Origin of the sequence: Deinococcus proteolyticus MRP, from assembly GCF_000190555.1 — a bacterium.
In the GTDB taxonomy this organism is placed as follows: domain Bacteria; phylum Deinococcota; class Deinococci; order Deinococcales; family Deinococcaceae; genus Deinococcus; species Deinococcus proteolyticus.
On record NC_015161.1, the window covers coordinates 1,735,419 to 1,760,617 of the forward strand.

The following is a 25,199-nucleotide window of genomic DNA, read 5'->3' on the forward strand; positions in this document are numbered from 1 at the left end:
AGCGGGCTAGCCGGGAACTGCAAGAACGGCAGGAGGGCAGGCCACCTCAGCAGCCTGCCCTCCCCGCGGTAGCTGCCGGCTAGCCTTCCTCGAACACCCCCATGGCCCGGAAGCGTTCGGCGCGGCTGGCCAGCAGCTGCTCGGCGCTCAGGCCGCTCAGCTCGCGCAGGTGGCGGCTGACCGCTTCTCCCAGTGCCTCGGCGGCGGCCTGTTTGTCCAGGTGGGCGCCGCCGGCGGGTTCGGGAATCACTTCCTCCACGATGCCCAGTTCCAGCAGGTCGGGTGCCGTCAGCTTGAGGGCCTCGGCGGCGGCGGGAGCCTGACCAGCATCCTTCCAGATGATGCTGGCACAGGCTTCGGGCGAAATCACCGAGTACCAGGCATTCTCCATAATCAGCACGCGGTTGCCCACGCCAATCGCCAGCGCCCCGCCCGAGCCGCCCTCACCAATCACAGCGCACACGGCCGGCACTTTCAGGCGGCTCATGCGCTGGATGCTCTCGGCAATCGCCCAGCCCTGCCCGCGCTCCTCGGCCTCGATGCCGGGGTATGCGCCGGGCGTGTCAATCAGGGCCACCACCGGCAGCCCGAACTTGTCGGCCAGGTCCATCAGGCGCATCGCCTTGCGGTAGCCCTCGGGGTTGCTCATGCCGAAGCGGCGCTTGATTTTGGTCTTGGTGTCGCGGCCCTTCTGCTGCAGCAGCAGCATGACCGGTATGCCCTGCCACACGGCGGGGCCGCCCAGCAGCGCCGGGTCGTCGCCGTACAGGCGGTCACCATGCAGCTCGGTCCAGTCCTCGGTCAGCAGCTCCACATAGTCCAGCGCGGTGGGGCGGCTGGGGGCGCGGGCCAGGCCCACCCGCGCCCAGCGCTCGCCGCCGGCCGGGGCGGCAGAGGCCACTTCCCCCTCTGACTCGGCGCGGCGCAGCTTGGCGACCTCCTCGCGCAGCGGAGCCAGCGCCGCTTCCAGGTTCTGCCCGGTCTTGCGGGCGGTCTGTTCCAGGTCGCGGACCTTGTGCTCCAGGTCCCGAATCAGGTCTCCCATCGTGCTCATTCGCCGCCCTCCTGCTCGCCGGTCTCCGGGCGGGGCGAGCGCAGCAGCATCCGCAGCAGCCGGGCCAGATACTCGCGCTGCTCCCGGCGGTCCACCACATCGTCCAGCATGCCGTGTTCGAGCAGGAACTCCGAGCGCTGAAAACCTTCGGGCAGGCTCTGGCGAATGGTCTGCTGAATCACGCGCGGCCCCGCGAAGCCAATCAGCGCCCCCGGCTCAGCAAGAATCACGTCGGCAATGGTGGCGAAGCTGGCGGTGACGCCACCGGTCGTGGGGTCGCTCAGCAGGCTGATATAGGGCAGGCCCTTTTCGTTCAGCCGCTCCAGGGCCACCGTGGTTTTGGCCATCTGCATCAGCGAGAGTGCGCTTTCCTGCATCCGCGCCCCACCGCTGGCGGCCACCAGCACCAGCGGCAGACCTGCTTCGGCGGCGGCCTCGGCGGCGCGGGCGATTTCCTCGCCTACCACGCTGCCCATGCTGCCGCCGCTAAAGGCGAAGTCCATCGCGGCCACCATCACCGGCACGCCCCCAATGCGGCCGCGCCCGGTCAGAATCGCTTCAGGCCGGCCGGTCTTGGCCTGGGCCCGCCGCAGGCGCTCCGGGTAGCTTTCGGTGTCCACGAACTCCAGGGGATCGGCGGGAAACACGCGGCCCGACAGCTGCTCGAAGCTGCCTTCGTCCAGCAGCACATCCACGCGCTGCTGTGCGTCCAGCCGCAGGTGGTGCCCGCAGCGTGGGCATACCCAGCTGTTGGCATCAAGGTCTTTGTTGTAGACGGTTTCCTTGCAGGCCGGACACTTGGTCCAGAGGTCGGGCAGGTCGCTGCCGGCTTGCTGCTTGGGCCGGCTCCTGCGGAAAAAATGCTCAAGCGCCATGGATGTTCGCTCCTCCTCGGGGATGATTGGGGGCCATTTTACGCGCTGGCGCCGCAGCCGGGTTGAACCGGGTTCAGAGATGGGACTGGCCGGCAGGTTCGCCGCTGGCGCAGCTGAAGGCTGCTGGAAGAGCCGGAGCGGGACTCGCAGGACGCTTATCCCGCAGAGGCCAGAGCCTATGCCCCCTGACCTCTTGCAAGCGCCCGCGCCCTTACTGCACGCGGTCCAGAATCAGCGGTTTCACTTCGGGCGGTGTCCCGCTCAGCTCGATGCCTTCCCTCAGCAGCTCCTGCGCGCGCTCCAGGCCCTTGCCGCCCCGGTGGTACAGGCGGTAGATCACGTCGCCCTCCTCCACCTGTTCGCCGGGCTTGCAGACCGTTTCCACGCCCACGCCCACATCCACCGGGTCGCCCTTGCGCTCGCGGCCGCCGCCCAGGGCCAGCACGGCGCGGCCCACGCTCAGCGCGTCCAGCCGCTGGATATAGCCACCCTGCGGGGCCGTGATCTCGGCGCGGCCGGGGGCCACATCCAGCCCTTCAGGATTCCGGACCAGGCTACCGTCGCCGCCCTGCGCGGTCACAAAGGCTTCCAGCTTCGCCAGGGCGCTGCCGTCTTGCAGCGCCCTGGCGGCGCGCTCGCGGGCCTGGGCCGGGTCTGCTACCTGCCCGGCGGCCAGCAGCACCTCGGCGGCCAGAGTCACGCACAGCTCGGTCAGGTCAGCAGGGCCGGTGCCGTTCAGGGTGGCAATGGCTTCCTGCACTTCCAGGCTGTTGCCGGCCATGTGGCCCAGCGGGGTGTCCATATCGGTCAACACGGCACGCACGTTACGGCCAGCGCGGGTGCCGATGTCCACCATCGCGCGGGCCAGGGCGCGGGAGTCGTCCAGCGTCTTCATAAAGGCCCCGGCGCCCGACTTCACGTCCAGCACGATGGTCTGCGCCCCGGAAGCGATTTTCTTGGACATGATGGAGCTGGCGATCAGCGGCAGGCTTTCCACCGTCGCGGTCACGTCGCGCAGGGCGTACAGCTTGCCGTCGGCAGGGGCCAGGTCTTTGCTCTGGCCTACCAGGCTCAGGCCGATTTCACGGGCCTGCGCGATAAAGCGGTCCTCGGGCAGTTCGGGATTCCAGCCGGGGAAGCTTTCCAGTTTGTCGATGGTGCCGCCGGTGTGGGCCAGGCCGCGCCCGCTCATCTTGGCGACGGTCAGGCCGAGTGCGGCCAGCATCGGCGTCAGAATCAGGCTGGTCTTGTCGCCCACGCCGCCGGTGGAGTGCTTGTCCACGGTGTTGGGCAGGCTGCTCAGGTCCAATTGATCGCCGCTCTCGGCCATCACCAGGGTCAGGTCGGCCGTTTCCTGGGGGGCCATGCCGTTCAGAAACACCGCCATCAACCAGGCGCTCACCTGATAGTCGGGCACCTCGCCGCGGGTATAGCCGCCGATCAGCTGCTCCAGCTCAGCGCGGGTGTGTTCGCCCCCGGCGCGTTTCTTGGCGATCAGGTCAGGAATGCTCTGTTGGCTCATGGAGAGAGTCTAAGGGTCGGAGGGTCTCAAGGTCCAAGGGCCGCTTGAACAGCAGAGAGCCTTTTTCAGTTCTGTGCGCTCACGCCTGCCAGAACAAATCCAGATGCGCTTCCGTGTGCCCAGGCAGCAGCAACTCGCCGCGCAGCACGAAGCCGGCCCGCCCGTACAACCGCTGGGCGGGGTTGTGCGGCTCGACCAGCAGGGCGGCCCCGCTCAGGCCCAGGCGCACGGCCTCGCGCTGGGCTTCGTGCAGCAGGGCCAGGCCCACGCCGCGCCCCCGCGCCGCTGGAGCCACCGCCAAAGCGTCCAGGTACAGCTCGCCGCGCCGCGCCTCGGTGGGAAAGTCGGCGGCCTGCCCCAGCCCACGCAGGTACTCGCGCAGCGGCTCTTCCAACCGCGCCGCGTCGTCGCCGCTGTAGCGCAGCAGCAGGCCCAGCGGCGTACCCGTTTCACCGAGCGCCAGCAGGGTTACGCCGTAGCCGAGGCGGTGCTGCGGCCCTCTGAACCAGTCCTCCAGTACCCGCACCGCTCCCGCCTCGTCCGCCTGCGCCGTCAGCGCCAGCCCCAGCGGCCCATACGCTTCCTGAATCAGCGGCGCGGCAAAAGGGGCATCGGCAGGGGCAGCGGGGCGGAAGGTGAGCATAGGGGCAGTGTAGATGCCCGGTGAGGACGCAGGCCGCTCTCAGACCCCTGGACGCTCAGACCTCTAGACTGTTGGACCCTTAGACCTTCTACACTGTCACGCATGACCACTGAATCCGCCCCCACCAAAGCCCCTGCCAAAGCCCCTGCCCCGCGCAGCCGCGCCCGGATGCTGGAGCTGGTCTTTCCCAAGGACACCAACTACCACGGCACGGCTTTCGGCGGATTTCTGCTCTCGCTGATGGACAAAGCGGCCTCGGTGGCGGCGGTGCGGCACGCCGGCGGAGCAGTCGTCACGGCCCGCATGGACGGGGTGGATTTCCGAATGCCGCTGCGGGTGGGCGACGCCGTGGCGCTGGACGCCCGCGTGGTCAAGGTGGGCCGCTCCTCCATGACCATTCAGGTGGACGTGTACCGCGAACACATGGCGAGCGGCGAGCAGGAGCTGGCGACCACCGGCACCTTCGTGTTCGTGGCGGTCTACGAGAACGGCAAGCCCCGCCCGGTCCCCCCGCTGGAAGACATCGGCAACGACGAAGCCTGGGGCAGCGCCGCCGGCCGCCCCTGAGCTGCCCGCTGCCTCCGAGCCGCTGGCCCTGCGCCGCTGGCCTTGTCGCTGCCGCCCGCTTACCCCACCGCCCAGCCGACCTCTACACTGAACGCCATGTCCCAAACCCCTCAGCCCCCCCGCCAACACCCCTTTGCCGCTCTGGACTGGAGCCAGGCCCACCGCGCCGAAATTCAGATGCGCTACGGCGACACCGACGCCATGGGCCACCTGAACAACGCCGCCTATGTCAGCTACCTGGAAACCTCGCGGGTGCAGATGCTGCGCGAGATGGGTACCCCGCTGGAAGACCTGCTGACGGTGGTGGCCCGCATTGAAGTGGACTACGTTTCCGAAATCAAGCTGGGCCAGCAGGTGATTGTGGAAACGCTGGTGGAAAAGGTGGGGCGCTCCTCCTACACCTTCGTGGTGCGGATGCTGGCCGACGGCGTGCCCAGCGCCTACGCCCGCACCGTACAGGTGAACATCGGCCGTGACAAGCGGCCTGCCGCCCTGAGCGACGACCGCCGCGCCTGGATGGAGCGCTACTCGGTTCCGCCTGTGCCGGCCACCAGCCCCGCATGACCGGCAGGCCCGACATGAGCAGCCCACACTATGACGACGTGGTGGAGCGCCTGGGCCACCGCTGGCGCCGCCTGGATACCCTGCCCCGGCTGCTGGCCGAGGGCTGGCGGCGCGACCTTTCGGAAGGCGGGGTGGTCAGCGCCCTGCTGACCCCGGCCGGCTGGTCGGTGGCGGCCCCGGTCTACGAAATCATCGCCGGCAGCTACCTGGGCGACGTGGGCCTGTACGTGCCCGAAGTGCAGTACGCCGAAGCGCTGGACGTGCTGGGAATTGAAGAAGAATAGCGACAGAGAGATAGATGAGGGGCGGCAGGCGGGAACGCTCTCCCGTCTGCCGCCCTCTTCCCCGCTCTCCCTTCAGATTACGAATTCACCGGCCCGCATCACCGGCTCGCGCCCACCGTCTTTGGTGACGCCGTCCACATCCATCGCCGCGCTGCCGATCATCCAGTCCACGTGCACGATGGAATCGTTGCCGCCGTGTGCCGCGAATTCTTCGTCGCTCATGGTCGTGCCGCCGTCCACGTTGAAGCGGTAGGCCGCCCCCAGCGCAATGTGCGAGGCGGCGTTCTCGTCGTACAGGGTATGGAAGAAGAACAGACCCGACTGGCTGATGGGGCTGGAGTGCGGCACCAGGGCCACCTCGCCCAGCCGGGCTGCGCCGTCGTCGGTGGCGACCAGTTCACGCAGGGTTTCCTCGCCCTGCTCGGCCGTCACTTCCACAGCCTTGCCACCCTCAAAGCGCATCCGGATGCCGTCAATCAGTACGCCGTTGTAGCTGAGCGGTTTGGTGCTGACCACCACGCCGTCCACCTTTTCACGGTGCGGGGCGGTCCAGACCTCCTCGGTGGGAATGTTGGGCACGAAGCGGCCACCTTCCGGCGCCGTGCTGGTGCTGGCCCCGCCGCCCCAGACATGCCCGTCGGCCAGGCCCACCGTCAGGTCGGTGCCGCCCTCGCTGTCTTTGAAGTGCAGCGCGGCGTAGCCCTTGGCCGTCAGGTAGTCGCGGCGGGTCTTGAGGGCGGTCAGGTGGTCTTCCCAGGCCTGGATGGGGTCAGGCTGGTCGGCGCGGGTGGCCGCAAAAATAGCGTCCCAGTGCCGGTCCACGGCTTCTTCGGAGCTGACATCCGGGAAGATGAGCGCCGACCAGGCCGGCAGCGGCGCGGTAATCAGGTTCCAGTTCACGGCGTTGGTCATCACCTTGCGGCTGTACGCCTTGCGGTAAGCACCGTAGGCCCGCGCCTGCTGCGCCACCCGGCCTGCGTCTACCCCGCCCAGCAGGCCGGGGTCGGCGGCGCGAATCGCCAGCACGGCGCCGCCCTCCTCCACCGTTTCCAGCTCGGCGTCCACGCGCCAGCGGCTCAGCTGCTCGAAGCTGCCATCAGGGGCCTTTTGGTAGCGCAGCAGGTTGACCGCGTCGTCGTCCCAGCGCACGTCCACGAAACTGGCGCCGGCGTCATAGGCGGCCTCGGCCAGGGCGCGGGCCAGCGGCGCCGTCTCAATGGGCGACTCGATCAGCAGGCGCTGCCCGGGGCGCAGGCCCACCCCGGTCCGCACGGCGAGCTGGGCATACTTCCTCAGTTTCTCATCAAAGTTTTGAACCATGGTTCCACCATACTGCCCCGCCGGGCCAGAGGGGACAGGGCGACAGGGCCCAGGGGTCGGGGCTCAAGGAAATGGGGCCGGGGGCAAGGAACGCGCAGCTCAGCGCACCACGTTGATCTTCTCGAAAATCTTTTTGGTGCTGCCGTTGCTGAAAGTGAAGTTGCCAATCACGTTGATGGCGGTGTACTGCCGGTCGGGACGGTTGCGAACATTCAGCGGCAGGAAGACGTCGTACTGGTAGGTGTCCACTTCCATCACCACGTCGCCTCCACCGTGCGGCGTCCAGATGTCCTTGCCGGGCAGCGCGACTTTACGCGGACGCCCTCCCTCTGTCCACTCCAGCTCGTAGGAAAACACAGCCTTTACGGGCACCGCGCCGTTGGGCGTGACCTTGATGGTCAGCGCGCAGTAGTTCTGGTATCCAGCCACCACATAGTTCAGGCCGGCGTTGCCGCCTACGCTGCAAAGTTGCAGATACCACTGGTTGAACTTGGGCGCGGTCTGGGCCTGAGCGGTAGGCAGCAGCAGGGCCAGCAGGGCAGCGCCGCAGAGGGGGAGTCGGTTCATCAGAGTTCTCCTTGAAACAGGACAGGGCAAGGGGGCCGGAACGGAAAGCGGAAAGCCGGGTTGGGACGGGAACCCGCCCACCTCCTAAAGTCTAGATTCGGGAGTGCTGGCCGGCTGCCTTATTTGCCGGCCGGCCGGCCCACGCTCCCCGCAGCTTGACCGCCCTCCCTACGGCGTGTATATTTCTCGGTGCTGAACGTCGAGGCGTAGCGCAGCCTGGTAGCGCACTACCTTGGGGTGGTAGGGGTCGTGAGTTCAAATCTCGCCGCCTCGACCAGCACAGAACTCCCTCCCATCAAACGGGGGGAGTTTTTTTGGCCTGACGTACGGCCGCGGCCAGGATAAGGACAGCAAAAAGCCCCGCCTGCATCGGCGGGGCCCGGTCCAGCGCAGGTACAGCCCTCAGTCGCAGGCCACGCCGTCGCCGTTGTCGTCCAGCTCCGGGCGGTAGGCTGGGCTGTCCTTGGGGATATTGGTGTAGCCGCCAGCTGCCGCCGCGGCGCAGTTGGGAAAGTAGATTTCCTCGATCACCGTGGGAGTAGGGGGCGCGCCGGTCTTCGCTTTTTTCTCGTAGTACTCGGTGGGGTCGGCAATCACCTCGCCCGACGGTGCAGGGGCCGGCTCGCTGGGGGCCGCTTCAGGAGCGGGCGCGGGCGCAGCCTGGGCTGGAGTCTGAGCGGGTGCGGACGGCGCAGGCGGCGCCGAGGTGGCTGGGGTGGCTGGCGAAGGCACGGACGGCTCCGGAGTCGCCTGGGCCGGTGCAGACGCACCGGGCGCCGCTTTGGCGGGTGCGGACGGGCTGGCTTTGGTCTGCGGGGCCGGCGCCGCAGCGGGCGCTGGCGAGGGGCGCGGCTCGGGCTGGGCGGGAGCTGCGCTGCCCGGAACCGGACTGGCGGGAGTCTCACTGGTAGGGGCTGGGCTGGCGGGCGCCGGGCTGGTAGGTGCCGGGTTGGCAGGTGTGGTGCTGGCGGGCGCCGGCGCCGGCGCCACACTGGCTCCAGACGAAGGCTCTGACCCCACCGGGGCTGAAGTGGCGGCGCCAGACGCAGAAGCTCCTGCGGCCGCTCCGGAAGTGGCATTGGCCGAAGCAGTCTCGGTGGTGACCGTCTGCTGGGTCACGGTGCGGGTGGTGCTTTTCTCGGAATCGGTGCAGCCGGCCAGTAAGCCCGCCAGCAGCAGGGGCACCAGCAACCGGCTGGAGGGGGAGGCAGTGGGAAAAAGGAGTCTGTCAGTCATGGCTTACCTCAGCAGAGACGCCGGGCGCAGCACCGGCATTTTTTCTTTTGTAACTTTTCCTACGGTGAGAAGCGTGCAGGGGGCCGCCGCTACAGCCGGGGCAGCTGGCTGAGGTCCACGATGAGGTCCCAGTTGTCAGGCTGCTGCGGGTCGTCCAGCGCGGCGCGGTTGCGGCCCACATGGCGGCACTTCTGGCAACGGTGCACGATCATCCAGCCTTTTTTGCCGCTGTTTTCCACCGCCACCGGCTCCATCACGCCGCGGCACTCGCAGGCGCGGTCGCCGGGGAAGATGTCCACATGCAGCGAGTGCAGGCAGTGGGGACAGTGGTTGCGCACCGAGCCGTTTTGCAGCGGCAGGATTTCGGCGCCGCAGTGGGCACAGATAAAGGAGTTGTTGGTGCCCTGCACAGTAAAGCGGCGCCCAGTCATGCCCGCCTCCCGATCCCGGCCTGGAGCTGCGCGGTGCGCTCGGCCCAGCGGGTTTCCAGGAAGGACCGTACCGGCCCGGTGGCCACCAGCAGCAGCCCAATGGCCAGAAAGCCCAGCCCTCCCAGACTAATCAGCAGGCCCTGCACCAGGGTCCGCCCGGCGAACAGGCCCGCCATGAACACCAGCATTCCGGTCAGCATGCTGAGGCCTACAGTAATGCGCCACGACCACACGCTGCCGCGCCAGACGTTGTACATCAGCACGCCGGTGGCAATCAGATACAGCAGCTGCTGCACCGCTCCCTCGGTGTGGCCCTGAATCAGTGCGGCCACGGTCGGGACAGCCACCAGCGCGGGCAGCGCCCACAGCAAGGCTGTCAGCCAGACCCGGCCCCGTTCCAGCTCAGACGGGTCCACTTCCGGATGGGGTTGGGACAAGAGGTCACTCACGCTCTGTATTTCAGCACAGCGGCGGCGGGACAACAGAGACCTGCAGCCTTGCGGCTGTCAGCACTCTCCAGATGCTGTCCTGGGTACCGGAACCGCTGGAGCCTGGGCCCCGTCAAGCCGCTGCGCCTGGGCTTCGAGTACACCGGAGACCGGCCGCAAGATGACGTGAAGGTGTAGCCCAGCAGGCCCGGTCGGGTCCCCGCTGGGAAGTGGAGCGCCACTGTAGGCATACAGCTCGGCCCCGTACGCCCCCAACTCCCAGAACCATGCCCCACCCCCGGATTCCGTCACCTCGGCAGGTGTTCCAGCCTGCGCGGGCCGCCGGCCAATGGGAGACGGTGGCCGAATACCAGCTGCCCACCCCCTCCTCGCCAGGAGCTTCTTTTGCCGAAGTGACCTCGGTGCCCAACGAAGTCAGCCACGGGAGCAACTCTTCCGCCGTCCTGGGCCAGGGTGAGCCGACCACAGCGGCGACCTGAGCAGCGATTTCCTCTGGTGTAGGTTTCATGCCACGAAACCTACAAGGCTGCCTGTGAGGGTGTCGTCCAACTTTCGGAGGACCGCCGGAGCGCCTGCTAGCCTGGAGCCATGACTGCCCCTTCCCAGCTGCATGTTCTGGCCCTGTACACAGGCGACCTGACCCGCATTCCTGTGGGCCAGAAGCTGACCCGCAGCGGCATACACAAGCAGCCGCAGCCCCAGCTAGAGGTCGGTGCAGACGGCGCAGTAGGCGACCATATCGCCAACAAGAAGTACCACGGCGGCCCCGACCAGGCGGTGTACCTATACACCCAGGCCGACGCCGAAGCCTGGGCCGCGCTGGGCCTGCAAGCCGGGCTGGAGCGTGCTTACTTCGGGGAAAATGTGCGCCTGAGTGGCCCCAGCAGCGCCGAGGTGCGCCCCGGCGACCGCTTCAGACTGGGCGAAGTGGTGCTGGAAGCCACCGCCCCCCGCCTGCCCTGTGCGCTGGCAGCGGCTTACCTGGCCGGCGACTACCCCGGCAACTTCGTGAAAGACATGTACGCCCTGGGGCTGCCGGGAATCTACACCCGCGTGATTAGCAGCGGCACCCTGCGCCCCGGCGACGTGGGCGAGTGGCAGCCTGCGCCGCAGCCGGACGCGCCCACCTTGCAGGAGCTGATGCAGCTGCACAAGGCCCGCAAGCCCCGGCCAGAAGCACTGCGGCGGGCGCTGGCCGCTCCGGTCGCGGTGCGGCTACGCGAAGAGCTGCAAGAGAAGCTGGCGAAGGCCGAAGCGCGGCTGGGCTGAGCGGAGGCTGGGCTAAGCGGGGGTTGGCCAGGCAGGTCTGGAGGGCAGGGCAGGTCACCTGACAGCGCCCGGAACCATACGGCACGGGCCGCAGCAGCGCTCAGCCCTCCGGCAGGTCGCCGTCCACGAACACGGTCTTCTGGCCGGTGTAGTTCACTTTGCCTGCCGCCGCGCCCTTGGGCCGCCAGACGTGCTTGATGCGGGTGTAGTCCACCGGCACGTTGGAGCTGCCCCGCGCTTTAGAATGGGCGGCGGCCAGCTGGGCCGCGTAGAGGATGTCGGGCGGCGAAAGCTCGCGGCCCCCGCTGCCGGTTCGGACCAGCACGTGACTGCCCGCGTAGCCCTGCGCGTGGAACCAGTAGTCCATGCTGCGGCCAATGCGGTGGGTCAGGGTGGCGTTTTCCTTGTTGTTGCGGCCCACTAGCGCGGTCAGGCCACTGGGCAAGGTAAAGCGCAGGCCATAGGGCACTTTTTCGGGCTTCTCGGTTTCCAGCTGCGCGGCCAGGGCTTCCAGTTCACGCAGGCCGGCCGTTTCCAGCGCCTGCACGCGGGCCTGCGCCTCGGCGTACTCGGCACGCAGGCGCGGTTCACGCTCGGCCAGCCGCTCGTAGATGTCCTCGCGGCGCCGGGCGCGGGAGTAACGTTTTTCGGCGTTTTGTACAGCGCTCAGCAGTGGGTCGAGCGTCAGGGTCACTTCGCCCTCGCCACTCAGGTCCGGCAGGGTCACTTCCGCCACACCCTCCGGCACCTGGTGGCTGTAGGCCATCAGAATATCGGCCTCGGTGCGTTCCTGGGCGGCCAGCTCGATACCTTCTTCAGCGCGGGTCACGTCGCTCAGCTGATTGGTGAGCAGCGTGAGGCGCTTGTCCAGCGGCCCCACCAGCTCTTTACGCAGCTGCGCCGCCTTTTCGGTGCGGGCCGCCTCGCGGGCACCGTCGGTCATCACCCCTTCAGACACGCTGGGATCATCTACCAGCGAGGTCAGCGCGGCCAGGGCCTGCGGCAACCGCTCCGGCCCCGGCACACCAGTAAAGCCGGCACGGCGGCCCAGTTCGGCGCTCAGCAGCGGCCCCAGACCGTCCACCTGCTCGCGCCAGCGGGAAAGCGGCAGGTCGGCAAGGGGCGCGGCCTCCGTGACGGTCAGCGTGCGCGGGTCCAGCTTCTGGTATGGGGGCGGCGGCGTGTACTGCCCGCCCGAGCGGGTGGTGCGGAAGCGGTTGCGCGCCGGGGTAATCTCGCGGGCGGCGTGCAGAATCCGGCCCCCGAACCCTTCCTCCCCTTCCGCACGGCCTTCTTCCAGAATCAGCAGGTTGGCATTGCGGCCAGTCACCTCGAACAGCAACCGGGCAGGCGGCACGCTGACAAAACCTTCCTCGCCGCCGAAATGCAGCTGGAAGACCCGGTCCAGCTTCAGCTGCTCTACGCGCAGCAGGTCGCCGCGGACCTTATTCGCCACCATCTGCTGAAATGGATTGTTCGGCTCGCCGCGGAGGCGCTCACGCGAAAAGTACACCACCGGCTGCGGCGGGCGGTAACTGAGCACCAGGTTGCCGGTGCCGGCCGGCATGCCCTCCAGCAGCAGGGCCGCCGTGGTTTCGTCGGGGAACACCCAGCCCAGCGCCCGCGCCGGCAGGCCCCCAGCCAGGTCGCGCAGTACGCGGGAGAGCATCAAACCTTCCATAAGGGGACATTGTAGAGCCCGGCGCACCTGCTTGAGGGGAATGGGCGGTGGGCTGAGGGCAAAAAGCCGACAGCAGAAGGCCCCTTCGACTTCAGCCTTCTACTTCCCACGAAAAAGACCCAGGGGCGGCCCTGGGTCAATACTCGCTTTACTCGCCGTGCGGCTTACGCCTTACGGTTGATTACCAGAAGTTCCCCAGGCGGGCGGGTGCTGGCTCGGGGGCGGCCCCTCGCCGTGACTCGCTCCGCTCGCTGAGGACGGTTACCAGAACTTTCCAAGCGAACGAAAATGACCCAGGGCCGTCCCTGGGTCAATACTCGCCTTGCTCGCCGTGCGGCTTACGCCTTACGTTTGATTACCAGAAGTTCCCCAAGCGGAAGTAGAACTGGCCGTTGCTGGTCTGGGGGTTGTAGCCGTAGTCGAAGCGCAGCGGGGGCAACTGGAAGCCGCCCAGGCCCAGGTCAAGCTGCACGCCTGCGCCCACGCCGTAGTTCAGGCTGAAGGGGTCGTTGTCGTCCCAGGCGTCGCCGGCGTCGGCGAACAGCACGCCGTACACGCCACGGGCCGGGCCGAGGTTGATGTTCAGGTCACGGCGGTACTCGGCCGAGGTGGTGAAGTAGTTGGCACCGAACAGCGAGCCGTTCTCCACGCCGCGCAGCTGGCGCGAGAAGGCGGTGCTGCCGCCCCCACCCACGCGGAAGCCGGTGCCTTCGGGGGTGTTGCCGATGGTGGTGCCGGCATTGGCACGCACGGCCACCACCTGCTGGGCAGTTTCTTCGCCGCTGGCCTTGCGGACCGTGTCACCGAAGCTGAAGTAGGTGCGGGCACCCGACTCCACCTCGAACCAGTTCACGCGGTCTTCGCCCACCGTGCCGAAGTTGTAAGCGCCGTTCAGGTCGGCCCGCCAGCCTTCGCTGGGGAAAGCGAACGAATTGGTGCTGTCGTAGTTCACGCGGCCGGTCAGGCTGGTGGTCAGGCTCTTTTCGGGCAGCAGGGCGGCAGCCTGAGCATCGGTCAGGGCGCAGGGGCGGCGCAGCTGGTCGATCAGGGCGGTGTCGCCCGTCTTGGCCTGCACTGGAGTGTTGTTGCAGTCAATCCAGTACTGGGTATCGCCTTCCACGCGGTAGGGCGTCCGCACGTCGCTGTCGCGGATCTTGCCTTCCAGGAAGTAGGTCTTCTGGGTGACGCCCACGCCCACACCAGCCGACAGCTCGTCGGTCAGGCGGCGGCTGAGGTCCACGCCAAAGGAGTTGTTGCGCACGGTAAAGTCACGGCCGGTGTCCTGCTGAATCTTGCCGCTGCCGTTGGGGTCGTCGCGTTCCTGGAAGATGGTCTGGTTGGCACCCACGTTGCTGCCGATAGAGGCGCTCAGGCTGGTGCGGTTCTCGCGGAAATCCAGGAAGTCCAGGTCCAGCCAGGGAATGGTGTAGCTGGCCGAGCCGAACCAGTTCTGGCCGGCGTCGTTCTGCTGAGCGCCCAGGCTGACGGCGCCGTTGTGGCCCAGGCCGAACACGTTGGGGTTGCTGTAACCCACTTCGCCGTTCCAGCCACCCTGCAGGCTGTCATAGCCCAGCGACAGCTGCAGAGGAATGCCGGTATCGGCCTCGGCCACGGTCAGCACGTAGGTTACGGCTTCGGGGTTCTGGGGGTCCACACGGGTTTCCTGGCTGACCAGCTGCACGTAGCCCAGGCGGCTGATGTTGGCCAGGCTTTCACGCAGTTCCTGGGCATTGAACAGTCCGCCGGGCTTGGGCAGTTCACGCAGAATCACGCGGTCTTCGGTGCGGTGGTCGCCCTGCCAGTTCAGCTCGTAGCCGGCCAGCTTCACTTCGCGGATGTTCAGGGCCAGCACGCCATTCTCGAACTGCACAGCGTCGCGGGTGCTGATTTCGTAGCCCTGGGCGCGGTACAGGTCACGCAGGCGCACAAAGTTGTCCTGCGCCAGCTGGGGGCTGAACACGTCGCCTTCCTTGATGGTCAGCGCCGAGCGCAGCTGCTCGGTGGGAATCAGGGTGTTGCCACGAATCTCGATGCGCTGAATGGGCGCGGTCACCACGTTGGCGCTGCCGAAGTACACGGCCACCTGGTTGAGGTTCTGGGGGTTGGCCTGCAGGGCGAAGCCCACGGGCTTGCCGGTGCGGTTGGCCAGGGTACGCACGTCCGCCTGCAGGTCCTCGGCGCGGACCGGCTGACCGGGGCGGGTCCGCAAGGACTGCAGCACGGCCGGGTCCACGTTGCCCAGGTTGCTGGTGTCCAGCGCGGCCACGCGGCCTTCGACCACTTGCACGGTCAGCAGGCCGCCTTCCAGGGTAGTCTTGGCGACTTCCACGCCGGCGTGCAGGTAGCCGGCTTCTTCATACAGGGCCTGCACCTGCGACACGGCGCGGTAGTAAGCCTCGGGGGTGAACTTGCCGGCCTGCTGCAGCGGACGGAAGATGTTCTCGACGCGGGAGCGCTCCAGCAGCGACACGCCCTGAATCCGCACGGCGCGGATAGGCGCGGTTTCGTCTACCAGGAAGCGCACGGTGACGGTGCCGTCGTTGGCGGGTGCCGTCTGCACGTTCACGGTGGGCACGAAGGGGTAGCCCTCCGAGCGGTAGTTGTCCAGCAGGGCTTTGCGGGCCTGCTCCAGGCGGGCAGTGTTCAGCGCAGCGCCAGGGGCGATGTTCAGCAGGTCGGCAATGCTCTTTTTGAAGGCGTCGGCCGACAGGAAGGTCAGGCCGGTGGCTTCCACGGTGCCGATGGTGGCGTTGGGCACCACATCCACGACCAGCACGCTGCGGCCTGAACGCTGCTCGATGCGGGGGGTGGCCGCCGAGAAATAGCCCGAGTTCAGCACGCTCTGGCGCACTTGCTCCAGGTTCACGCTGGCGACCGGGGTGCCCGGCTGCACGCTCAGGGTGGCGCGCACGAAGTTGGCCAGCAGCTCGGTGGTGCCGTTCACGACGACTTCCGACACGGTGCCGGCCGGCTGCGCAGCCGGCTGAGCTGCGGGAGCGGGCGCCTGCACGGGAGCAGCCGTCTGGGCCAGGGCCGGTGCAGAAGCACTCAGGGCCAGGGTCAACATCAGCGTCTGGGTTCGCATATGTGAAACAGTCTGCCACACCCCATCAAGAAAAGATGAATATCAGCGTGAATGGGGAGTGAAAACTGTGAAGCTGGCATCAGTCTGGCATCAGTTTGCGCCGGCCAGCGGCCACACCAGCGGCACAATCAGGAGGGTCAGCACGAAAGTAATCAGCGACAGCCCCCCGCCCACCCGCAAAAAGTCCGTGAAGCGGTAGTGTCCAGGGCCATAGACCAGCATGCAGCTGGGTTCCAGCGGTGTCAGATATGAGTTGCTGGCCGCCAGCGCCACCGTGACTGCAAAGGGCCGGGGGTCATAGCCCAGCGCCCCGGCCACGCCCACCGCCAGCGGCAACATCACCAGGGCCGCCGCCTGATTGCTCATCGGCTGGGTGAGCAGCAGGGTAAACAGGTACACGCCGGCCAGCGCCCCCAGCCCGCCCAGCGGCTGCAGGACGCCGGCCAGCCAGCCGGCAATCATCTCGGCCGCGCCGCTGGACTGAAACGCTCCGCCGAACGCCAGCATGGCCGCCACCAGAATCAGCACCGGCCACTCAATAGAGCGGTAAGCCTCGGCTGGGCTGAGCAGCCGCAGCGCCAGCGCCAGTGCCACAGCCGCAATCAGGGCCGTGACCAGCGGCACCAGGCCCAGGCCCGACAGCAGCAGCGCCCCTACGAAAATGGCAGCGGCCAGCGGGGCTTTGGAGCCGTCGCGCTGCTGTTCGGTCAGGTCGGCCAGCACGGCGAAGGTGTCGCCCAGGCTACGCAGCCGCGACTCGGTGCCCTGAATCAGCAGCACGTCGCCGCCGCGCACGCGCAGGTTCCCCAGGCGCTCCACTGTCTTCTCGCGGCGGTGCAGCGCCAGCACGCTCAGGCCATAGCGCTCACGGAAGCGCGACTCGCGCAGGGTGCGGCCAATCAGTTCGTTGCCGGGCATCACCACCGCCTCGACCAGCCGCACTTCCGATTCCAGCCCGCTCAGCGAAAGCTTTTCCTCCGAGCGGCTGACCAGACCCAGGCCCGCTTTGGCGGCCAGCAGCCCTTCGGAGTCGCTTTCTACAGCCAGGGTGTCGCCCAGTTCCAGCCCGAAGCTGGCATCCGGAGCGTAGAACGTGCGGCCATCACGGCGCACCGCCACCACCGTCAGGCCGTGGTCGCGGCCCAGCGCGGCCCCCGCCAGAGTCTGCCCGATCAAGGGACTGCCTTCCACGATGGTGAGGTCGGAGATATAGGCCCGCACCTCCTGCTCCATTTCCGAGTCGCGCTCGGGCAGCAGGCGCGGCGCCACGAAAAAGAGGTACAGCAGCCCTGCGATGGCCCCCGGCACCCCCACCCAGGCCAGCTCGAAAAAGCCCAGTCGCTCCAGCCCCAGTTCGGGCAAGAAGCCCGACACCACCAGATTGGTGCTGGTGCCGATCAATGTGACCGAGCCACCCAGGATAGACGCGAAGGCCAGCGGCATCATCACTCGGCTGGCGGGCACGCCGGTGCGCCGCGCCAGGGCGTGCATCACCGGCAAAAAGACGGCGGTGGTGGCGGTATTGCTGGTCACGGTGCTGACGGCCGTGACTCCACCCAGCAGCCGGCGAATCAGACTGACCCCGGACGCGGGCGGCTGGGCACCTCGGCGGCCGGGAGCGCCGGTCAGCAGCTGGACCATCCAGCCAATCACGCCGGTACGCAGCAGCATCTGCGCCAGCACGAACAGCGAGGCCAGCGTCAGCACGGTGCGGTCCCCGAACCCGGCCAGGGCTTCGTCGGGGTCCAGCAGGCCGGTCAGCATCAGCGCGGCCAGCAGCAGCAGGGCGGTGACATCCACCGGAACCCACTCGGTCGCAAACAGGACCAGCACCAGGACCAACAAAATCAGGATGATGCTGACGGGTTCCATTGCGGGTCAGTCTAGAGCATTTACAGGGCGGTCCAGAACTCCTGCACCTGGGCCAAATACGGTGTCTGCCGCGTACTGCGCCCGGGCAAAAGCCCTCAGGTTTCGCCGTGCTCCCCGGCTGCGCCCGGTTGCGGCGGCGTGGCCGCGCCCAACTGGGCAGCCAGCACCTGCACCACGTCGGCAGCGGCCAACAGGAACACCCCCCCGGCTACACCCGCTGCCAGCAGCCACAGGCCCGCTGCCACAGCGCCGTTGAGCAGGTAGTAGCCCGTGAGAACCAGGGCCGTAAGCACCAACAGGCCCGCCACCAGCCGCAGCCGAGGCGGCCAGACCCGCAGGTCAGGAGTGCCGGCCGGATTCAGCCGGGCCAGCAGGCCGCCGGCACCAGAGTGCCTGTCGGCCGGAGCTGGGTCTGGGTCTGGAGCCGGGTCTGGAGCCGGGACAGGCCCGCTGCTGGGCCGTTCACTGCCTGGAGCATCCTCCACAGCAGCCGGCATGGGCCGCAGCGCCTCGTCCATGCTGACGCTGGCAGGCCGCTCGGCCTGGACCGGCGAGGGGCGAGCCGATGAGGGTGGAGCAGTCGAGGGGCGGGCAGGTGCGGGCTGGACAGTTACGGGCTGGGCAGATGCAGGCTGGACAGGGACCGGAGCGACAGCCTCGGGACGGCCGGCCGCGCCAAGGCCGCCAACACCAGGGTGCCCAGTGCCGGAGCCGGAGCCGGGAGCAGGTGCAGCACCGGGCGAGGAAGGCGCCTGAGCTGGACTGGGCTGCGGTGCAATCTGCTGAAGTGTAGGTTGGCGCGGCGCGGGTTCGGGGACCGGCTGCGGCCCGGAGAGGCTTTCCTCCAGCCCGGGAGTGTGCCCGTCCGGCCCGGATTGTTGCGGCGCTTCGGGGCGGCGCTTGATGACCCGCACCACCGAGCCCAGCCGCCCGGCCAGGGTGCGCGGCTGCTCGTAAGGGGCGTAAGGCTCGAATTCCTCGGCAGGCGGCGCGGCCGGGGGCATGTCCGCCTGGACCACTGGCGCTGAAACGGGCGCCGGGGAGGGGGCCTCTGTCGGCTGCGCCCGGGGCACCCGCGCAAAGGGAGACGGCGCCGCCTCGCCACGCTCACGGTCCTGCGCCCGCCGGGCCTGGGCCTTGGCGTAGGCGGTGGCGTCACGCACCCGCAGGAAAAAGGGCTGCACCTCGTCCGGGTCGAAGCCCAGCAGGCTGGCGCTCAGCGCCGTGCCGGCTGGAGTCTCGACCCGTAGGGTGCCGCTGTCGTCGCTGTGAATCCGGGTCAGGTCACGCAGGCTGACCCGGCGCAGAATCCGGGCGTCGCGGTAGATGAGCAGGTCGTCTACCAGCACGAAGAAGGCGTCCTCCCGGCTGAGGGTGGCTTCGGGCTTACTCGTGATGCCCAGTTCTTCTAAGGTCGGCCCAATACGAATCATCGTTGCCGCTCAGCTTAGCAAGGTGCGGAGAGAACTTTTGCACATCCGGCCAGCGGCATGCCGGATCAGGCCAGCTCACGCGGGCGGAAGGTCAGCGCTTCAGCAATGTGGGCTTCGGCAATGCGCTCGGCTCCGGCCAGGTCGGCCACTGTCCGGGCCACCCGCAGCACCCGGTCGTAGCCGCGTCCGGTCAGGCTGAGCTGCCGGGCCGCCGCCCGCATGAAGCTCTCGGGGCCGGCGTCTAGCGCGGCGGCCGCTTGCAGGCTCTGGCCCACCAGGTCGGCGTTGCGTGCGCCCTGCCGCTCCTGCATCCGCCCACGGGCCGCCAGCACCCGCGCCCGCACCTGCGCTGTCGAAACACACGTTGATCGCGACTGATAAGCCCTTTTCCCTCACTTTCATACAGGATCAGTGCGACTGGGATATAATATTATTTGAGACTGGATTATAGATTTACCAGATTATTTGAGACTGGAGGACAGATGGAAGCTGTCAGGAAAATCAGGCGGGGGCACCGTGGAAATCGTGGCAGAATTTTCGCGCCTAAAGCTGGCGGTAACGCCGAATTTGAGTCCACGTTGGAGAGAGATTTCTATTACCTGCTGCAATTCTCTTCCGAGGTCGAAAAGTTTTTTCCTCAGCCAGTGAGGTTGTCCTATCAAGGCAGTAACGGACGCAAGAAAAGTTATGTACCGGATACTCTGGTCTATTACCGGGATGGACAGTATCCCTGCTTGTTCGAGGTCAAGCATGTTGAGCAACTGCGCGAAAACCCTCTGGAGTACCGCTTACGGTTTCAAGCAGCGCGTGCTTACGCTCGTGAGCAGGGCTGGCGTTTTAGTACCACCACGGAACGGACCATTCGCGGCATAACGCTGGATAACATTACTTTTCTACGCCAATTTCTTGACCCAAATCGGGAGTTCCAAGCTGAAGACCTAGCATTTCTGAGACAAGCTGTAGATGGTCGTACAACCCCACGTGCCATTTTCGCTTCTCTACCTCTAGCCCGTAAGGGAACTCTGCTACCTGCGTTCTGGTACCTGGTGGCCTCTGGCGAGATTCAGCTCTCGCTTCAAGAACGGCTCAGTATGGATAGTGTGATCTGGAGGACTCCATGACGCTAACGCTGAAAAGTGATCAGTGGGTAACCTGGCAAGGTCGGGAAGGCCGTGTAGTTCGCAGCATCTCCTTGCACGATGCGCAACTGCGTGACCGTAATGGAGAGATCTTTACAGCCCCCATTGCAGAGCTGGTACCTCTTGACGCAGGGCAAAGCACCCGCCCTGTACGTACTGTTGATTCCCAAAAAAATCAGGTTATTTTTCAGCAAGCCCAGCGGCGCTTAGATGCGATCAGGCCGCTGCTGGAGCTTGGGCCATTAAGGAAGCGCCGTGATGTGGTACAGCGTGCCGAGGAACTGAACTGTAGTCCAGCGACACTCTACCGTTGGATCAGGAATTATGAATCAGGTGATTTCGACAGTCTGGTTCACCAACGCCGCAGTGATGCTGGAAAGGGAAGGTTGTCAGAAGAGGTGGAACAGGTCATGCAGCGGTTAATTGATCGCCGCTACCTGACTTCCCAGCGGCCCACAATGACCGAGGTGTACCGGACGCTGCTGCTGGAGATCCAGACCATGAACAGGAACCGTGCTGAGGGTGAGCCGGAAGTGGTGGCCCCTACCTATCAGACATTCCGCCGCCGGATTTACCAGACTTCGGAACGCAAACGTGTGAGTCGGCGTTACGGTGAGGGTGCGGCCAAGCGTGCAGACCCAATTACCGCGCACTATCCAGGGGCGACTTATCCCCTTGCTGTAGTGCAGGCTGATCATACCCAGTTGGACATCAAACTGGTGGATAGTATTCACCGTCAACCGATGGCAGGTCGTCCCTGGATTACCCTAATCATGGACGTATTCAGCCGGGTAGTCCTTGGTTTTCATATCTCCCTTGATCCTCCAAGTGCCTATTCAGTGGGTCAAGCATTGACACATGCCATTTTGCCCAAAAACCTGTGGCTGGCCCGACACCGTGAAGACGTTAAACGGGTCTTGGAAGAACTCTCCGAGGATGAATTAGAGATTGATTGGCCCTGCTGGGGGAAGCCGGTCAAATTCATGGTGGATAACGGGCGGGAGTTCTGGGGGGAGATGCTCCACCGCACCTGTGCGCAGTACGCCATTGACCAGGAATTTCGGCCTGTACTTCGTCCAGAATACGGGAGTCACATCGAACGTATTCTTGGGACAGTGGCCGTGGAGCTGCATAGCCTCCCAGGAACAACATTCAGCAATATTGCTGAGCGGGGCAAATATGACTCCGAGGCCAAAGCGGTCATGACTTTTGAGGGGCTACAGGTTTGGCTCACCGCTTTTCTGCTTGGGGCTTATCACAACAGACAGCACTCTAAAATTGGCATGACTCCTATCGAAAAGTGGGAGCAAGGTCTGCTTGAAGGTACCGAAGAACGTCCGCCAACAGGACTACCAGCCATGTTCATGGGTGACCGGGCTGAGCGACTCAAGATGGATCTCCTTCCATTTTTCGAGGCGACGGTGCAACGTGAAGGGGTTCGCAATGAGGGAATGGTTTATCAGGACCCGGTTCTGCACGCTTATATCAAGGCGAAGGACCCGGAACGTATCAACCGCTCGAGAGTGTTCACTTTTCGCTACGACCCGACGGATATCAGTCAAGTGTATTTCCTTGACCCAGAGCTGAATCGGTACTTTCCAGTGCGGTGTATCCAACCAGATTTTCCGAGTATTAGCATCTGGGAAATGCGTGCTGCCAAGAGGTTTGGAAAGGCACAGGGGCTGGAGGTCAAGGACACCCGCACGATCATGAATGCCTATCAGTTAATGCGCCGTGTGGCTGAACGTGAAGAGGAGCAAACCAAGCATACCCGGCGCGAGGAGGAACGTCGTCGGCAGCGGGCACGGGCCCCTAAAGCCACAGACAGCGTAGCCAAGCCGAAGCTGTCCACCAAGCGCCCAGCTCTAAGCGTCTTCAGTGATCTTGGAGATATTCAGCCCTTTGACGATATTGATACCTAGATTCCGACTGGAACAAAATGCCTTTTCAGTCTACACTGTAACCGAAAGGGGTATGTCAGGTGACACATAAGAGAAAAGGGGCGCTGGTGGCGGCTGCAGCACAGAGGCTGGACGCAGATGACGGTGAACGCATCGAATTTTTCCGGGGTAGACTCTGGATCGGATATCCGAAGGCCAGGGCGGTGTTGGCGAAACTAGAGCGACTCTATGACTACCCTGAGGTCACACGTCCCCCGAATCTACTGGTGGTCACAGAGACGAATAATGGCAAAACCAGCATCGTAGAGCGCTTCAAGGAACTGCATCCGGATGTGGATGACCCGCTGAGTGATGGCGTGAAGATGCCTGTGGTGTTACTGGACACCCCGCCAAGTGGTGATGAGGAACGCCTGTATGCCCACATCCTTAAGAAGCTACGGCCCACGACGCGGGTACCAAATGGTAAAGATGCCAAGCTGATTCAGGTAGAACGTCTCCTGCAAGGGCTTCAGGTGCGTGTATTGATCCTTGATGAGTTCAATAACTCACTGACTGGTCAGGCGAATCAGCGGCAGCAGATGTACAACGCGCTGAAAGGTTTGAGTAACGGACTCAGGCGGCCCATTGTTCTGACCGGAACGTATCAGGCATTAACAGCCCTACGCAGTGACCCACAGCTTCAGAACCGGGTAGTGGCTGTACCAACGTGATCTACTGACAGGATGCCGGAGTGCCCAGCCTGTCAAAGCACACACACTGTCAAAAATGGGAAGGCCAAAAAATGGACACCCAGACCTACTTATGTAAGGGTTGTGGCCGTCGTTTCCACCCGGAGGCCCGCCCTATAGCGCACAGTGAAGCGACCCGGCAACAAATTCTTGATGCTGTCCACGAGCGGATGAGTCTGAGAGGAGTACAGCGCGTCTTTGGTGTTCACCGCAACACCGTGATCCGGTGGATAAAAAAGGGGCCCGTGAAGTGATGCAGACTGGTACAGTCTGCATGACACCTCCAGAAGAAGTGGTCATTGAGCTGGATGAAATGTGGACCTTCGTTGCCAAGAAAAACAGACGAGGTGGATCTGGATTGCCCTGGAGCGCAGCACCCGCAGGGTGCTGGCCTGGGTATTGGGTGACCGCAGTGAGCAAACAGCGTTCAAGCTCTGGGAACGCTTACCATTGTCCCTTGAGCAGCGACTGAAAGGGACGTTTTGCACCGATCTGTGGCGAGCCTACGATGAACCGCTCTTGGGGGTAAAAGCGGCTAACCCGGAAGGGAGAAACGAATCATGTCGAACGATTGAACTGCACGCTGAGACAGCGGCTGGGTCGGCTTGTTCGTAAGTCGTTGTCTTTCTCGAAGACGGACGAAATGCTCGAAGCCAGCCTGACTCTGGCCTTCCACCGATACAACTTGTCACGTTGATGCAGCCACTACCCAGAACCGATTTCCACCGATGGTTTTGCCGAAATGGGAGTTGAACCGTGATTACTTGCAGCTCCTTACATCATTCGAGGCCCTGATGCCTTTGAGAAGGGGTTCCGGTCTAGCAAGTGAGCAACTGGCTCCCCTGTTGCTTTCAATGTCGAACCGGAACATTGGTGAATTGAAGAACCTCCTTGTGTTGGCCTTTGAGGAAGCTGTCATCAGTGGCGAGGAACGAATCACGGCTAAACTTCTTCTGCGCCTCGACCGGCTGCCACCAGATCTGCGTGACCAGGCGGCCAGTGCTGCTGAATATGGGATGGACGTGAAGCTGGACTATCAGGCGCGTATCAGGGAGCTGGGTGCAGTCTCTGAAGATGAAACGGACGATGAGTCGGATGGCGATGACCGTTGAGCGCCTACCTGGACACCCACAGCCAAAACCAGGGGAAAGCCTGTCGTCCTGGCTGATCAGGACGGCATACGCCAATGCTGAGCGCCTCAGTTACATCACGACGTACCTCACAGGGGATGCGAACTTCTGGGTGCATGACCGGGATCGGCTGCTCTCGCCTGAACTGTCTAGCCGTCTTGAAGCTGGGACAGGTATTGCATCAGAGCGCCTTCAAGAATTGGTACTGAGCCAGTATGCAGGTACACTCTTCGAGCGGCTGGAGCCGCAAGGCTCGGTAAGGTGGCTTCTTCCGCTGGCAAAGCGGGGCTACCGGGCCTCACGCTCTGGTTCGCTGTATTGCCCACTCTGTCTGACTGAAGATATCCATCCACATCTACGCCTCTCCTGGCGAATGTCCTTCGTGGTGGTCTGCTCAAGTCACGGAACAGCTCTGCTTGATGCCTGCCCACAGTGTCACCATCCATTTGCGCCCCATCTGAATGACCTGGGGGCAGGACGGAACGGTTATCTGGAGTTGGAGCTACCCTTCGCCTGGTGTCCCCAGTGCGGAGAGCGGCTTACAGACGTGACACCGGAAGTGGGTTGTCCTGCCGTTGTTGATCTGGAGCGACGAATGCTGCGGGGCCTGCGTACCGGAGTGCTGGAATGGGACGGTCTGAGTGAAGTACATGCTCAGGAGGGCTTTGACGTGCTTCATCAGTTGCTTTCGGTACTGATGCTCCCTGAAGTGCGCGAGGCACTGAAAGACCTGCCAGATGCCCCGGAGTATCCACAGCGGCGCAACCGCTCCTTTGAGGACTTCTCCCTGGCTGGTAGGCGGGCTTTGATGGAGCGGCTAGCCTATCTGGTACAGGAATGGCCCTGGCGGTTTTCAGGAGTGGTCAGGGAGGCGGGGTTGACCCGCAGGCCCCTGGTGGCCAACATGCCTCAGATTCCTTCCTGGTATGACGTAGTAGCTGAACAGTTCAGTCAGGCGAATGGACGGCGGGCCTATAAGGTGACTCCACTGGTGCCGCACCTGAGTTTGGCTGAGATTGCGGCTTGCCGGGATGCCGCCCCAACAGAGATTGAAAGACGGCGCTGGACAGTAATCTGGCATTACATGCAGCAGCCGCAAAAGCTGCTAGTGGCCCGGAAGTTAGGGCTGAGCTGGCAGTTTGTGCATAACACGGTGACTAAGTACAACGCGGTTGGACCAGAGTCGCTGATGGACGTGCGGCGAGGGCGGGAACTGCGCCGTAAGAGGCTACTGAATGCGGAGCAGGAACGGGATTTACGCGCCCTAATTGACTCTTCCCCCGAGCGGCTAAGCAATGAGCAGTTAGCCGACTGGTTTGAGGCTCAAATTGGCAAGCGCCCTGATGCAACAACATTGTGGATTTATCGACGGGGAGTGAGTCACTCGCGGTTGGGACGGAGGGCAAAAAGAGGAAGAAACTCTAGAAAGTGAAGGCGTGAGAAAACACC

The 25,199-nt window shown here is 64.8% G+C and carries 24 protein-coding genes, 1 tRNA gene and 1 pseudogene; 12 read left to right on the forward strand and 14 right to left on the reverse strand.

The window, feature by feature from the left end; genetic code table 11:
• Nucleotides 1-79: 79 nt before the first annotated feature.
• The 4 genes from DEIPR_RS08265 to DEIPR_RS08280 all read right to left on the reverse strand — a co-directional run bounded on the left by DEIPR_RS08265 (nucleotide 80) and on the right by DEIPR_RS08280 (nucleotide 4,094).
• Nucleotides 80-1,054, reverse strand: coding sequence for an acetyl-CoA carboxylase carboxyltransferase subunit alpha (locus DEIPR_RS08265; RefSeq protein ID WP_013615375.1), 975 nt, complete (start codon nucleotides 1,052-1,054; stop codon nucleotides 80-82).
• Nucleotides 1,051-1,929, reverse strand: a complete 879-nt coding sequence (gene accD / locus DEIPR_RS08270; protein ID WP_013615376.1) for an acetyl-CoA carboxylase, carboxyltransferase subunit beta — start codon at nucleotides 1,927-1,929, stop codon at nucleotides 1,051-1,053. Before accD ends, DEIPR_RS08265 begins: the two co-directional genes overlap by 4 nt.
• Nucleotides 1,930-2,140: 211 nt before the next feature.
• Nucleotides 2,141-3,451 carry a thymidine phosphorylase gene (locus DEIPR_RS08275; protein WP_013615377.1) on the reverse strand — a complete coding sequence of 437 codons (1,311 nt, stop codon included), beginning with the start codon at nucleotides 3,449-3,451 and terminating at the stop codon, nucleotides 2,141-2,143.
• 79 nt (nucleotides 3,452-3,530) lie between these two features.
• Nucleotides 3,531-4,094 (reverse strand): GNAT family N-acetyltransferase, encoded by a 564-nt coding sequence (locus DEIPR_RS08280; RefSeq protein ID WP_013615378.1) that lies wholly within the window; start codon nucleotides 4,092-4,094, stop codon nucleotides 3,531-3,533.
• Nucleotides 4,095-4,196: 102 nt separating this feature from the next.
• On the opposite strand from DEIPR_RS08280, the gene DEIPR_RS08285 reads away from it, so the two are divergent.
• The 3 genes from DEIPR_RS08285 to DEIPR_RS08295 all read left to right on the forward strand — a co-directional run bounded on the left by DEIPR_RS08285 (nucleotide 4,197) and on the right by DEIPR_RS08295 (nucleotide 5,509).
• Nucleotides 4,197-4,661: an acyl-CoA thioesterase gene (locus DEIPR_RS08285; protein WP_013615379.1), complete on the forward strand. Its 465-nt coding sequence runs from the start codon at nucleotides 4,197-4,199 to the stop codon at nucleotides 4,659-4,661.
• Between the two features lie 96 nt (nucleotides 4,662-4,757).
• Nucleotides 4,758-5,225, forward strand: a complete 468-nt coding sequence (locus DEIPR_RS08290; RefSeq protein WP_013615380.1) for an acyl-CoA thioesterase — start codon at nucleotides 4,758-4,760, stop codon at nucleotides 5,223-5,225.
• Nucleotides 5,222-5,509, forward strand: coding sequence for a hypothetical protein (locus DEIPR_RS08295; protein ID WP_013615381.1), 288 nt, complete (start codon nucleotides 5,222-5,224; stop codon nucleotides 5,507-5,509). Before DEIPR_RS08290 ends, DEIPR_RS08295 begins: the two co-directional genes overlap by 4 nt.
• A gap of 72 nt (nucleotides 5,510-5,581) precedes the next feature.
• Here the strand turns inward: DEIPR_RS08295 and DEIPR_RS08300 are convergent, their stop codons facing one another.
• The gene (locus tag DEIPR_RS08300) at nucleotides 5,582-6,829 is read right to left on the reverse strand and encodes an aminopeptidase (protein ID WP_013615382.1); all 1,248 of its coding nucleotides are present in this window, start codon (nucleotides 6,827-6,829) and stop codon (nucleotides 5,582-5,584) included.
• Between the two features lie 99 nt (nucleotides 6,830-6,928).
• On the reverse strand, nucleotides 6,929-7,396 hold the full coding sequence (locus DEIPR_RS08305) for a hypothetical protein (RefSeq protein WP_013615383.1): 468 nt from the start codon (nucleotides 7,394-7,396) through the stop codon (nucleotides 6,929-6,931).
• 200 nt (nucleotides 7,397-7,596) lie between these two features.
• Here DEIPR_RS08305 and DEIPR_RS08310 point away from each other — a divergent pair.
• Nucleotides 7,597-7,673 (forward strand) — tRNA-Pro (locus DEIPR_RS08310).
• A gap of 125 nt (nucleotides 7,674-7,798) precedes the next feature.
• On the opposite strand, the gene DEIPR_RS08315 is transcribed toward DEIPR_RS08310, so the two are convergent.
• From DEIPR_RS08315 to DEIPR_RS08325, 3 genes are all read right to left on the reverse strand, one after another.
• Nucleotides 7,799-8,632 carry an excalibur calcium-binding domain-containing protein gene (locus DEIPR_RS08315; RefSeq protein ID WP_083801555.1) on the reverse strand — a complete coding sequence of 278 codons (834 nt, stop codon included), beginning with the start codon at nucleotides 8,630-8,632 and terminating at the stop codon, nucleotides 7,799-7,801.
• An 89-nt stretch (nucleotides 8,633-8,721) separates the two neighbouring features.
• Nucleotides 8,722-9,063, reverse strand: a complete 342-nt coding sequence (locus tag DEIPR_RS08320) for an RNHCP domain-containing protein (protein ID WP_013615386.1) — start codon at nucleotides 9,061-9,063, stop codon at nucleotides 8,722-8,724.
• A complete protein-coding gene (locus DEIPR_RS08325; RefSeq protein WP_013615387.1) occupies nucleotides 9,060-9,512 on the reverse strand; it encodes a hypothetical protein in 453 nt (150 codons plus the stop codon). Before DEIPR_RS08325 ends, DEIPR_RS08320 begins: the two co-directional genes overlap by 4 nt.
• A gap of 266 nt (nucleotides 9,513-9,778) precedes the next feature.
• Between DEIPR_RS08325 and DEIPR_RS08330 the strand changes: the two genes are divergently transcribed.
• Both DEIPR_RS08330 and DEIPR_RS08335 read left to right on the forward strand, forming a co-directional pair.
• Complete coding sequence (locus DEIPR_RS08330; RefSeq protein ID WP_013615388.1) at nucleotides 9,779-9,991, forward strand: hypothetical protein; 213 nt, start codon at nucleotides 9,779-9,781, stop codon at nucleotides 9,989-9,991.
• Nucleotides 9,992-10,100: 109 nt separating this feature from the next.
• Nucleotides 10,101-10,781 carry an MOSC domain-containing protein gene (locus tag DEIPR_RS08335; RefSeq protein ID WP_013615389.1) on the forward strand — a complete coding sequence of 227 codons (681 nt, stop codon included), beginning with the start codon at nucleotides 10,101-10,103 and terminating at the stop codon, nucleotides 10,779-10,781.
• A 100-nt stretch (nucleotides 10,782-10,881) separates the two neighbouring features.
• Here the strand turns inward: DEIPR_RS08335 and DEIPR_RS08340 are convergent, their stop codons facing one another.
• The 5 genes from DEIPR_RS08340 to DEIPR_RS08360 all read right to left on the reverse strand — a co-directional run bounded on the left by DEIPR_RS08340 (nucleotide 10,882) and on the right by DEIPR_RS08360 (nucleotide 19,196).
• The gene (locus DEIPR_RS08340) at nucleotides 10,882-12,462 is read right to left on the reverse strand and encodes an Rqc2 family fibronectin-binding protein (RefSeq protein ID WP_041222022.1); all 1,581 of its coding nucleotides are present in this window, start codon (nucleotides 12,460-12,462) and stop codon (nucleotides 10,882-10,884) included.
• 355 nt (nucleotides 12,463-12,817) lie between these two features.
• Nucleotides 12,818-15,547: a BamA/OMP85 family outer membrane protein gene (locus DEIPR_RS08345; protein ID WP_013615391.1), complete on the reverse strand. Its 2,730-nt coding sequence runs from the start codon at nucleotides 15,545-15,547 to the stop codon at nucleotides 12,818-12,820.
• Nucleotides 15,548-15,637: 90 nt separating this feature from the next.
• Entirely contained in the window at nucleotides 15,638-17,419 is a 1,782-nt protein-coding gene (locus tag DEIPR_RS08350; RefSeq protein WP_013615392.1) for an SLC13 family permease, read from the reverse strand.
• Nucleotides 17,420-17,514: 95 nt separating this feature from the next.
• The gene (locus DEIPR_RS08355) at nucleotides 17,515-18,852 is read right to left on the reverse strand and encodes a hypothetical protein (protein WP_013615393.1); all 1,338 of its coding nucleotides are present in this window, start codon (nucleotides 18,850-18,852) and stop codon (nucleotides 17,515-17,517) included.
• A gap of 65 nt (nucleotides 18,853-18,917) precedes the next feature.
• Nucleotides 18,918-19,196, reverse strand: coding sequence for a magnesium chelatase subunit ChlI family protein (locus DEIPR_RS08360; RefSeq protein ID WP_041222024.1), 279 nt, complete (start codon nucleotides 19,194-19,196; stop codon nucleotides 18,918-18,920).
• Between the two features lie 138 nt (nucleotides 19,197-19,334).
• Between DEIPR_RS08360 and DEIPR_RS08365 the strand changes: the two genes are divergently transcribed.
• From DEIPR_RS08365 to DEIPR_RS08390, 6 genes and pseudogenes are all read left to right on the forward strand, one after another.
• On the forward strand, nucleotides 19,335-19,973 hold the full coding sequence (locus DEIPR_RS08365; RefSeq protein ID WP_013615394.1) for a heteromeric transposase endonuclease subunit TnsA: 639 nt from the start codon (nucleotides 19,335-19,337) through the stop codon (nucleotides 19,971-19,973).
• Complete coding sequence (locus tag DEIPR_RS08370; protein ID WP_013615395.1) at nucleotides 19,970-21,913, forward strand: helix-turn-helix domain-containing protein; 1,944 nt, start codon at nucleotides 19,970-19,972, stop codon at nucleotides 21,911-21,913. The genes DEIPR_RS08365 and DEIPR_RS08370 overlap by 4 nt, the downstream gene beginning before the upstream one ends.
• 59 nt (nucleotides 21,914-21,972) lie before the next feature.
• Entirely contained in the window at nucleotides 21,973-22,602 is a 630-nt protein-coding gene (locus DEIPR_RS08375; protein WP_083801556.1) for a TniB family NTP-binding protein, read from the forward strand.
• A gap of 12 nt (nucleotides 22,603-22,614) precedes the next feature.
• A pseudogene (locus DEIPR_RS08380) lies at nucleotides 22,615-23,317 on the forward strand (IS1 family transposase).
• A gap of 52 nt (nucleotides 23,318-23,369) precedes the next feature.
• Nucleotides 23,370-23,732, forward strand: coding sequence for a hypothetical protein (locus DEIPR_RS08385; RefSeq protein ID WP_169310683.1), 363 nt, complete (start codon nucleotides 23,370-23,372; stop codon nucleotides 23,730-23,732).
• Entirely contained in the window at nucleotides 23,695-25,182 is a 1,488-nt protein-coding gene (locus DEIPR_RS08390) for a TniQ family protein (protein WP_083801557.1), read from the forward strand. Before DEIPR_RS08385 ends, DEIPR_RS08390 begins: the two co-directional genes overlap by 38 nt.
• Nucleotides 25,183-25,199: the final 17 nt, after the last annotated feature.